Here is an 8,417-nt window from a genome sequence, read left to right on the forward strand (position 1 = left end):
GTTACTTTTCCTCTGTCTGCATCGTCATAGTATGGTCATCAAGCACGATTTTACGTGCCTCATCGGGATCGAGATCGTGGCGTTTGACTACCAAGCGCCAGTTTCCCTGGGCCATATCAGGATCGCGAAACAGAGCCGCAATCGCCACAAATTGTGTTCCCTCCTCCATCGGCATATCCAGCGTCACGGCACTATTGGGTTTCACCACCACAAACTGCTCAGCCAGTAAATCCTCTTTTAATAAGTTAGCCCCGTCACCGACCAGTTGTTCGTACTGAGTTTGATTAAAACGCTTCTCATCTTTTAACTGGTAAATACGCACTATAACCGACTGCGGCGCGCTGTTTTGCTCGCGGCTGTCAGTATTGAGCGCGGCCCGGCCAGAGATATTAAGATGTAATACCTTAATCTGTTTATAAAAAAGAGAGCTTGCGGCGGAACGAGTACCGTCACTCACTGACTGAAGTAGGCCGCAGCCACTGAGTATTAATGCCAGTACGGGAAAAATGTATTTCAATTTAAAAACGGTAATGAACACGCTGTATGTCCTTATTTATTATAGCGGATGTCAGACCACGGTAATGTCCCAGTTCTACAGTGAAGTCGTCCGGTAAGTCCCTGTCTCCTTGTTGCAGACCATTAACACAGGTAAGACCCAGCCGCACGGGTGACTCACCCAGCACAGGCACAGGAAGCAGATGGGTGGGTAGAGTCAACATAATCCGCGCCCGATAGCGCCACCCCAGATAAACGCGCAGCAATACCAACAAGTCGGTCAAAAGCGCCCCATCGGGTAACCAGCCTTCCGTTTCCGTTGCATCATCAGTAACGAGTGAAATTAACAACTGACTGGCTGCATCGGTTGCTTCATCCCCCAGTACCGTATGACCATCCAGCCTTAATGGCTGTTCATCAAGCAGCCCTGCAGGTTGTCGTATTGCCACTGTACGCAGATCGTGTGGTGTGACGTCGGTACGCGTGTTCGGTGCCAGTAAGTTGACCAGCCGTACAATACCCTCTGCCGTTCTCCCAGGCTGGCGCATGATCCCCAACAGGGCGAGGAAACGCGATGACGGTGTGGCAATATGCTCCTGTGTACCGGCGATCCCTAAGCCAATGAGCCCCAATAAGCAGCGAGAGGTACTATCGATTCCCCCCGCTTCAAAGGTGGCAGGGTAACTGTATTTTCTCCAGATGCGGTAAAACTGCGTCAAAATACGATGGTTGAAAATATCGAGGAAGGTTTCCAGTACCTCGTGGCCATCGCGCCTTTGCGTAATGTCATCTATGTATGTCGTTGGCAGCGGTGAATCCACACCGTAAAGCCCCATGAAGGTTGAGCGGACCGTAAGTGGGGCATCGGGATGATCTGGATCGCACTCAATCGCTTTCAGTTCACTAGCGGGAAACCCTACTCCAGGATGGGGGCGAAAACGCACCATATCATCATGCGGGTTATCACTTTCCCCCAGTCGGTGAGCGCCGTGGTTTTCCAGTAGCTGGCAAAACCGATAAAAATTAATATGACCAATATCTTCTTTCAGACGTGATGTTAGCGCATCCCTGGATTGCGCGGGTTTTCGTCCCATGCAAGCTGCTCCCCGGTCGGTTGTAAGATAAGAATAAACCGATTAAACAGGTGGATGTCGGTATAGAGTGCAAAAAAGCGATTAAGCATTTCACCAAACAAGCTGATGTCTCCGCGACCGGCAAAACCATTGCTATCAATGGTGACCTCTATCTGCACACCGCGTAGCAGATGCCCGCGCTCGAAACGCTCCGTTTCGCTGTGCTTAACGTCAACAATAGCGGCCAGACGACGTCGATTCATTTCATCGTCCGTCCAGTCATAAAGCGCCAGAGTTCCACGCAATACTTCCGGGTTATCCATCATCCACAGAAAACTGCTCCCCAGATGGCTTAATACACGCCAGTGAAAGCGGTCACGGTTTGGTGGATAACAGGGAAGCGTTGGCGCCGTCAGATTACGGACTCGGACATTCGCCGCGGTAGACTTTACAACGGTGTCGAGCAACGTACTGCGTAATACCCGACGAGGCAATTGACCGTTCGTACCGGTAAGGCTTAATGACAGGCTTTCGCCTTCAGGTACGCTGTGGTTATCAAAAGCCTCACCACCGAGGATAAGCCAGGTATCATGTAGACCGGAAGGGCCACGTTTTACTCGGGTGTGATAATAATACTCAGGTGCATCATGGCGTAACATTCCCCCCTTGTGGCGAAAACTGGTGAATGGCACAAAAACCTGATGCCCGGAGTGCTTTGACGAAATAACGGAATCTACAGAGTAAATTTCAGTGTGGCCATCCTGAATACGCATCGGACGTAACAAATATTCGGTCTGCAAGGCATCGGGGGTCAGCGGGTCAGACTCCAGAGGAAAAAGGTTGATCACTGGCACACAGTGCAGGCGGATATGTTTTTCACTGAAGGTGAAGTCATAATCCCAGCGGCGTTTCAAAACGACATCAAGTTCGAACCAGGGAAGCGTTTGCGGGAGAGCAACCTGTTCAAGTCCGCAGAGCGCCAGCGCCATAAATTTTTCCCGAAAAGTGAAGTACTCCAACAACAGCTGATAGCCGCTAAACGCACCGCTATCCTTCGGCCAGAGGTTATCCTCATTGCCAAATCCCCCTGGGCTGAACCATGCCTCCAGCGGTTGATCATCTGTCTGTCCAGGCAATCGCAAACGTATTGTCGCCACATTTAGTGACAACGCTTCATGTAATGCACAGGCCAGCGGTGCATCAGCATTGAGATAAAATGCAAGTCGACTCAGGTCAACCTGCTGCCAGTCGGCCAGCTCACCGCAGGAAAAACGCAGTTTGATCACGGAACGTCCGTCCGGATCGGTGTCCAGTCGCGCCATCTCCAGCGACAACGGCAGCAATGTGACATCCCGAGTAGTGGTGTAACGACAGCGGGTGCGCTTATCACCTACCGGGCCTGAAAGCACCTCAAATCCTTTCTCTACAACCATCCGCTCTTTCATCTCGCGCCATTGTGGCGTCAACTCCACGATCGCCAACGAAGGGATCGTTCGCAGATAATGCGGCCATAGCAAACTCACCAACCCCTCGGTCAGTTCCGGTAGGTCGTCATCCAGTTTTTCCCGCAGCCGTCCCATAAGAAAAGCGAAGCCTTCAAACAATCGCTCGACATAAGGGTCTCGAGCACCGGGGCGATCCAGATTCAACATCGCCGCCCGGTCAGGATGGGCGCGGGCAAACTCCTCACCCGCTTCGCGCAGGTAACGCATTTCGGCGTCAAAGTAACGCAGGGTTAAATCATCCATGGAATACTCATTTATTAAATAGTGTAGATGTCGGTTATCATGGAAGGAATAAACAAAGACTGACATGGACAGGTACTTTGACTTTCCTGCGAGCCGGCAGGGATTCGACCGTTGATAGTATCGGGCACAATTCCGCCGATAATGCTGAATATGCCAATAAAACGCCCACAGGTAACCCGGTCAAATTCTCTTGCTACAGGCATTCCCATAATAGTATGCGTGGGATCACCTTCAATAATTACCCCTCCGCAGGTGGTTTTATCACCCATAACCAAATAACATCCAGCCATATATTCTCCTTACTGCTATTTATCGTCAGCGTATTCTTTTTGTATATCGATATATTTCGAGTTGCGTTGAGGCAACATGAGAGGGATACATTCGTCCAGGAACGGATTTAAGCATCTGAAGGCTGAGCTAGTTTATTCCGGCGTCTGAATTCCGTTGGCGACTCACAAAAAAATATCCTTCGGCAGGACAAAACCTCGCAATTTTAATAATGCCAGCGGCCCACCGCCCGGCCCGGTGCGCATTAACCAACACAGTTTGTTACCGTCTGGCGCACTGAGCGTGAGTTGCCACATGCCATCATCACGCTTCTCTGCTCGCCCTTGTTCCAGCCAACGAATTAAGCCTAATTCTCCCGGATAGTCACCGTAAAGATTTGCCCCTCCCTGCGTTGTCGTCCAGGTCAACATGGCGCCGGGTCTCTGGCTTTCTCCTGGCCAACGGAAACTCTGCCAGCTTTCCATCTGGTTAAAGTAGTGCAGTCGCTGTCCGTCAATTGAAAGTACCGTCTCCACAACGTCCGGTACCGGACGGGCGCGCAGCTCAAAACGCATCCCCTGGCTACCATCGGCGAATAAGGCATCGCGAACCTCACCTAGACGGTTAACGGCATGAATAAATTCCGGATTAATAACTAATCCCTGGGTATTCATTTCGTCTACTTCCCAGCGACGCCCCTCACGGTGAATTAAACCCGCGAGATTCTCATGAAGAAATTGGTCGATCTTTCCGGTATCACGCCGAATAAACTCAGCCAGAACCGGCAATGGAATGTCACTGCGCCCCTCACTCACCGGATATCGGCCGTCTGTTGCCTCCTGCCAATCAGAGACAACCACACGTTGCCAGCTCTCATTAATTCCCGCAGCCGATGGTTGCAGGACCTGCTCCCATGCCTGCGTCAGAGGTTGCACAAAAAGCGCGTCGCCAAAACCACTCCACTCCTCTCCTAATCCCGCAGCTAACAAACTGCCATATTCCCGCGTATCGGTAAGATCAATATTTTTGCCCTGAAACACCGTCTGTGCCAGTTGCTGCATCATGACCTGCGGATCGGCTGAATTAGTGACCTGGCGCAACTTCAGGCGGACTCGGGTCACGCGAGTGAGAAATGTTTGAAAACTTAATGAGGTTTCAGTCGTTAGGTTATTCAGCGTATCACCCTTACCGGTTATCGCCAGTAATGGGCCAAACGTTTCATCTAACGGACCGGTCATATCGTTTACATGTTGGTCAATAACCGGTGCATCCTCTGCTTTCTGCAATATTTTTTCTGCCGATTTCATCAACGAATCGGACAGATCTTCACGTTTTTTTCCTGTCTGCCCCTGCCAGGCAACAGTGTTCATCAGTGCGACTACCGGTGACTGGCGCACATCGCTCATTAGCGTAAGCTGATCCACAACATCTGAAAGATTTTGCGCTGGCTTCCAGCGTAAACTGTTGAGGAACTTAAGCCATGATCCCGAGTATTCGCTAAAATAGCGATCTGTCAGTCGTTGTTTTAATGCTTCAGGAGAAGCATCGGCACTAATATTTTTTTTATTGTCGCTCAACACCCAGTCAAGTTCTTCACGGCGTGATACCACTGCGTCAGCAATTGCCTGCTTCACCTGCCCTTCCCATGCCTGGCGGGTAAATACCCCAGGAACGGTTTCCGAAGTGGTAAACAATTGTGCGGCATCCGTATCATTCGTCATCTGCACCAAAGGCATATCCGGAAAATTGCGAGATACGGCTGCCAGCATTTTCCGATATATAGCATTATCGCTATTACGTTGTTCAATCTGCGCTAGCAGGATCTGTCGGGTTGCTATCATCACCGGTGTATCTGGGGTAATTTTCCAGTCAGGCTGCCCAGGTAAATTTTGCATATAAAATCCCCACAAGTCCGGCGACAGACTCTGCCAGATACCGGTAGAAATCCCTTTGCGCGTCGGTTGTGTCAGCGTCATGACCTGAGAAAAAAAGGCGGGGTCGGCCTTTTCCGGGTGGCCCATCATCAGCCAGGCTTTAAGCTGATCGTATGCGGTTTTTGCCAGGTCAGCGCGTTGCTGACTTCCTGGAGGAAGATGCGTCAGAGCATTGAGTTTTTCAGACAACACCCGCGCAGCCTCATCTCTCATCAGGCGATTATTTGCCACCCCATAAATCGGGAGTAAAACGGCCAATAATTCAGCATCATGATTCAGACCAAAATGACGCCACCCTATTGTGTTTTTTTGTGTCTGAATGCGGCCAATATCATTACGCAGTTCATTCAGTTGTATCAGTTCAGCATCTGATACCTGCTCACCGATCGCCAACTGCTGTGCTTTGTCTGTCAGGGACGTCATTTGATAATAATTGGCGGCAAACGATATCAGGCTGCCGACGCCCCACAGACCGATAGCTACCGCCACCACGTAACACATTATCCGACCTCGGGATAACCCCATATGCCGCCCAGTTGCCTGAGCCCCCATTTTCAGTACGCCATGAAACACGGCTGGTGGGGACCAGTAATGCGCATGAATAACCGACGCCGCCGCGACAGTTACAGAGGGACTAAACATCAGCCCACATATGGGCATCCGCCATTGCTTACCAGACAGCCACGGCGTGAGGCTCCGCTGCCAGCTTTCAATCCCACCCAACTTCAGCCACTGCCCAAGTCGTAATAGATAATCGTGGTGGTTATCAGTAAAAATCTGACGCATCCCTTGTTCACATAGCTGCGGCAGCAAACGGGTTAATTCGCGGCCCACACTCTCTGGGGTAGTCTTTTCGTGAAAGAAAACACCTACCGGCTGAGTAATGCGGGTCCCTTGCATGCTCTGGTCCGTTTGCCACAACCATATTGACGGTAGCCAGTGATATGCGTTACCTGTGAGCTCCAGGCTTCGTCGCGAATCACTCATCCATTGAGCGCTTGATGCTTGTTCGCAGCTGAGCGACAAAATTATTCCGTCCACAGGTCGGGCACTGCGTAATTTACGCAACGTCGATAAAGGTCCGAGATCTGCTGATTCCTGCGGGCTACCGCCATAAATCAGTACGGTACCCTCACCTTCCAGCCATTGTTTCTCGGCAAGCGTTGGCGCAATCGATGCGACTTCGGCCTCCTCCCCGATGACAAGAATGACACGCACCCTCTGACGCCAGAAGAGTCCATACTGACGGCGTAGATACGCGTACATATCCGCAAATGGGGTCGACTGCTGGTGATGTTGGTAACTCTCACTAATGCGAGGTTGATCATCCCCCTGGATATGAGCCCGGGTAAGGTCGAAACTCTGACGCCCAGAAGATCGCGCGCTAAACCAGGTCAACACCGCATAAACGCCGGTTACCGCAGTCGTCACCCCTAACCCGGTTATCCAGCGAGAGTGTTTCAGGCTTCCCGGCAACATGCCGACTTTTTCTGGCCAGTGCCAGATTATCAGGCAGGCAACTGCCGAAATCAGCATAGGTGCTATTGCTATCAGCCAGTAACGCACTGTCGAATTGTTAATCGGGAATAAAAACCGCATCACTTAGTCCTTCTCCTTTGCAGTCTGACAAGGTGAAACCACCACGCTCCACATTTTTGTGCTCCCTGTTTCACCACTCATAATCAGTTGCGACTCTTTTGTACCTTGTGCTGCGGCAGCGATAGCCAGCCAGGGGGCGACGCACCCCGTTTCACCTAGCGTTCGGTCAAGGTTATATAACCGGCTATTCATCTCTATCCCCTGCAGAGGCGGGTGCGCATTCAGCGCAGCTATCGTACTTTGCTGCTGGTGTGACAGACCGGATGACCAGAGATCGTGGATATCTTCAGGTTGAACGGGCACCCAATCCAACGCTTGAGCAATGTTCTCTGCCAACGTATCTGCAAAACTCGCTTCCGGTCGATGAACCCATGCCAGAGGAGGAAGGATATTTTGGGTCATGCGATTGCCAAGCAGCAGTGCAACGGCCGCCTCCCCGGTCCCATCAGGAGAGTCTGGAGCGACCTGCAGCGCGATGACCAATAATACTGTTTCTTCGTGGGTTCGACTGTCCATCCAGCTATCAATAACGTTCAACCCGTACCCGGTCACAGACTCGATGGGTTGACGAATATCACATTGTTGCCAGGTATTGCACCACAGCGTGTGCAACCGTTGGCGGGATAGTGAGGTATTGGTTTCAAACAATAGCGCTATGGGCTGATGGTCCGGCAGTTGGTTAAGATGTCGTGCAATTCCAGCCATTAATCTGTCAAATATCTGCTTAATCAGGTCATCTCGCTTCATCCCTGGCTCCAGGGGCAAGCGACTATGGCGAAAACGTTCAATTCCATGCCATGATGGCTGCATATGCAGGAGCGGCTTATTCTGTTTCAACATATTTGCAGAAGAGTTGCCCGTTGGCTGGTTGTAACTGTGTGGCGTAATAAATGCGCTATGCAATATCTGCAATGCGCGACGACCACGACGAATTTCACGCAGTAATAATTCCTCTCTTCGCCGATCCCAGGTTTGGGTCTGAATTAACACGGGAAGATAAACCATAATGCGCAGCCATATTGCAACCAGCCACACGGTAAGGGGAAGCCCGGCTGAAAATATCCAGAATACCGGCGAATGAAATGACAATCCGGTAAAATAAGACCAACCGGAACCTATCACCAGTAATCCAGTCAGACCTTTCAACCAGCGTCTGCCGATCGGAAATTGGGGTTTCTGAGCCACAGGTGGAATCAATTTTAAATTTACGGGCATGATTTATTATTGCGACAGAGATAAATAAGATTTGATTGTGGAAAAGTGCGATTGCATTCTTACACACCGGCTGTTGAATCATTATT

The 8,417-nt window shown here is 50.8% G+C and carries 6 protein-coding genes and 1 pseudogene; all 7 read right to left on the minus strand.

What is annotated here, in order from left to right; all coding sequences use genetic code 11:
- Position 1: 1 nt before the first annotated feature.
- Entirely contained in the window at positions 2-538 is a 537-nt protein-coding gene (gene tssJ, locus QNN86_RS08985) for a type VI secretion system lipoprotein TssJ (protein ID WP_249414673.1), read from the minus strand.
- The gene (gene tssG / locus QNN86_RS08990; RefSeq protein ID WP_181539796.1) at positions 519-1,589 is read right to left on the minus strand and encodes a type VI secretion system baseplate subunit TssG; all 1,071 of its coding nucleotides are present in this window, start codon (positions 1,587-1,589) and stop codon (positions 519-521) included. Before tssG ends, tssJ begins: the two co-directional genes overlap by 20 nt.
- Positions 1,553-3,316 carry a type VI secretion system baseplate subunit TssF gene (gene tssF / locus QNN86_RS08995; protein ID WP_181619071.1) on the minus strand — a complete coding sequence of 588 codons (1,764 nt, stop codon included), beginning with the start codon at positions 3,314-3,316 and terminating at the stop codon, positions 1,553-1,555. Before tssF ends, tssG begins: the two co-directional genes overlap by 37 nt.
- A gap of 17 nt (positions 3,317-3,333) precedes the next feature.
- Positions 3,334-3,606, minus strand: a pseudogene (locus QNN86_RS09000) (PAAR domain-containing protein); the annotation flags it as partial.
- 162 nt (positions 3,607-3,768) lie between these two features.
- On the minus strand, positions 3,769-7,116 hold the full coding sequence (locus QNN86_RS09005; RefSeq protein ID WP_414210970.1) for an ImcF-related family protein: 3,348 nt from the start codon (positions 7,114-7,116) through the stop codon (positions 3,769-3,771).
- A 3-nt stretch (positions 7,117-7,119) separates the two neighbouring features.
- A complete protein-coding gene (locus tag QNN86_RS09010) occupies positions 7,120-7,863 on the minus strand; it encodes a hypothetical protein (RefSeq protein WP_414210971.1) in 744 nt (247 codons plus the stop codon).
- Positions 7,864-8,050: 187 nt separating this feature from the next.
- Positions 8,051-8,417: hypothetical protein (locus tag QNN86_RS09015; protein WP_414210972.1), on the minus strand; the 367-nt coding region annotated here is incomplete at its 5' end.

Origin of the sequence: Citrobacter sp. C348, assembly GCF_047467975.1 — a bacterium.
GTDB lineage: Bacteria > Pseudomonadota > Gammaproteobacteria > Enterobacterales > Enterobacteriaceae > Citrobacter > Citrobacter gillenii.